Raw genomic sequence first — 3,118 nt, 5'->3', positions numbered from 1 at the left:
CAGGCAGATCCAGCCCGCCGACCCCGAGGCCGCCATCCAGGAGCTGGTGAACGACCTCGCCTCGAACGGACTGGAGCTGACGAGCGGCGGCCGGGAGCTCCTGCTCCAGAAACTGACCACGCACCTGGGCCAGAATCCGGACTCCACCGTGCCGGTGCCGGTCAAGGTCCGCGCGCTGGGGCCGGAGCCCACCTCGGACTCGCGTCCGCACGCCATGCGCTCGGCCACCCCGGCGAAGGTCTACGTGAACCTGACCAGGGACCCGAGCCGCACCGAGGTCTCGTACGTCGGCCAGTCCGGCTACTACATCGAGTCGCACACGTGGAAGGCGACCGACGCGGACTCCCGGAGCAGGGGGACCGGGACGACGGTGGGCGCGGACGGCGTGCTGCTGCAACCCCTCCCCTACGCCCAGGACGACCAGGGCTCGGAGGATCAGCCGGAGCACCGCCCGCTGTTCGGCGCCCCCGCCGGGGCGGTCTCCTCCTCCGGCAACGACGGGCGCTCCTCCGGGCAGTCACAGGACGACGCCCGCACCACCGAGCTGCACCTGAACACCCCGTACGCCAAGGTCGGCGCGGACACGAGGCTGACCCTCACCCTCGAACTCGGCGAGCCCAAGGGCGGGGAGAACGGCAACCCGCCGCGTTCGACGTACACGGGCACCGCCGACAGCGGGCGGGTCGAGACGCTGTACCCGTTCGCGTACATGACCTTCGACCCCCCGGCGACGACCACCACCGCGACCACCACGGGGGACGGCGCGCGGAGCACCGGCGCCGACCTGTCGGCGCCTCCCCCCGCCGTCACCACGTCCACGGAAGGCACCGGCTCCACGCGGACCGCTCCCGCCGATCGGAACACCGCTCCGGCCCCGGAGGGCGAGGACGCCACCGGCGACCGGACGGGAACCGACACGACCGGAAACGACCGAGCCCCCGCCACCGCGGAGGACGGCGGCACGACGCGGCGGCCCGCCGCCCCCGTCCACGCGTCCGTGTCCGAGGCCCTGCGCGCCTGGACGAACGACGCCGGTCCCCGGCCCGGCAACGACAGCGCCATCACCAAACCGGCCATGGTGCAGGACGGCGGACAGGCGCTGCGCGACAAGGCCAACGTCGTCATCGCGCAGTCCCTGGGCTGGCAGCCGCCCCCCGGCACCCCCGAGGGGGGGCAGCCCACCCGGGCCGCGGCGGACGCGGCGCGCGCCTACCTCGCCGACGCCTACGGCCAGGACCCGGTGTACAACGAGATCGACCACAGCCTCAGCGACAAGGCCCTCAAGGCGGTGTACCCGTCGGCCTCGCGCAACTCCGAGGGGGTGCAGTTCACCGACATCAGCCGCACGGAGTGGGGCGCCAAGGTCGTGCCGAGCAACCGCGGGGCGAAGATCCTGGACGCTCTGCCGGGCAGCCAGCTCAGCGACTCCCGCGTCCAGCCCAGGACGAACAGCGCCGGCGACTCCCACGGCGGGAGCCAGGGCCGCGGCGGGGAGTTCCGCCCGTCCGGGCTGACCACCGGCGGCGTCCCCTACGACGGCCACGAGGGCATCCACACCGGTTCGGCGGCCGTGAACACCAGCTCGTCCCACGGTTCCGAGAGGGGTTCCAACCAGGCGGTCAAGGGCTACCAGGAGTCCGACAAGCTCCGCCAGGGACCCGTCTACCTGGTGGAGTACGACGCCACCTGGGCGTTCGCCGCGGGCAGCAAGCTCAAGGCGCCCGCCGCCTTCCACCAGAACGACCCGAGCCTGGCGCCGACCCCGTTCTACTCCCGGCCCACCCGCTGGGGCGTGGACGACGTCACGGTCAGGATGGCCGGCTGGTTCTCGGAGGCCGACGCCATCGCGATGGGCTTCCTCACGCCGGACCAGGCGAAGGGCATGGCCCCCGCCATGGACCGGCTCAACCAGGCGCGGGAGGAGTTCGGCAAGGCGGAGGCCGCGTACGCCGACACCCGGGCACCGCTGGAGGGCCTGGCCGAGAGGTTCGCCGCCGAGCCGGGCGACGAGAGCGCCGAGAGCGCGTACAAGGAGCAGGAGGACAAGTACAAGGAGGCGCTGCGCGACTTCGACCGCCAGATCGACGCCCTGGTCGAGACCGTGAACACCACGCGCACCACGCTGGGGGAGGCCGGTCAGGGGCCGGACGGCGGCACCGCTCCCCCCGTGCACGCGGTCAGCGGCGACGGGACGGCCACCCGCACACCGGTCACCGGGAACACGACCACGGGGACCGAGGGGAGCACCGGCAACAGGACGGGGAACACCGGTACCACCGGCGACAGGGGCGTCACCTCCGGAACCACGACGACCACCGGCAACACCGATGGCACCACCACGGCCGCGAGAGAGTCCCAGCCGACCGTCACCGTGACCCCGCCGGACCCGTCGCCCGCGCCCTCGGGGGCAAGCCAGACACTGGTCGACCGCTTCATGTCGGAGCTGAACCTGCGTGCGCCGGAGCCCGACACCCCCGTCCGGGACCCCGGCGGCTCCAGCGGCCTCCGGGACGGACAGGAGCAGAACACGGACACCGTGGACGCGCGGGTCCAGCAGGCCTCCGACACCGCGGACACGGCGATCCGGGAGGCCCGTGACGCACGCGACGCCGCGAACGGCCTCTCCACCTCCCTGGACCACGGCAGGGCCGACATCCGGCAGGGCACCCGCGTCCTCACCGGCTCTGAGGGCGGAGCACCCGCCGCCGGGACGGAAGGAGGCGCGCCCGCGTCCGGGACCGACGGCGCCCCCTCACCGGGGGCCGAACGGCGGGCACGCGACGCGCGCACGGCGGCGGACACGGCGCACACCGACGCCACCACCACCCGCGACGCCTTCACCACCGCCCGCGACGACGCCCGCGCGAGGATGCCCGAACCCGACCGCGACGCCTTCATCGAACGGGTCCGGACGACCGTCTCCGAGGCGGCGGACGCGGACACCTCGGCGACCAGCGCCCGGGAGGCCGCGGGCGAGCAGGAGGACGCCGTCGCCGACCTCGTGGACGCGCTCGACGCGACCCCCGAGCGGTACCGGGCGCTCAGCACCGCGGTGGACGGTCTGTCCGGTCAGAACCGGACCACCGGCGGCGACCCGGCCGCCCAGGACGCCCGGGAC

The 3,118-nt window shown here is 74.2% G+C and carries 1 pseudogene; it reads left to right on the top strand.

The annotated features are described in order from the left end of the window. Positions 1-3,118: pseudogene (locus DQW06_RS20280) on the top strand (hypothetical protein); the annotation flags it as partial.

The organism is Nocardiopsis sp. TNDT3 (assembly GCF_003427465.1).
GTDB lineage: Bacteria > Actinomycetota > Actinomycetes > Streptosporangiales > Streptosporangiaceae > Nocardiopsis > Nocardiopsis dassonvillei.
The sequence above is the reverse complement of the archived record's forward strand: the minus strand, read 5'-3'. Positions and strand labels throughout refer to the sequence as shown.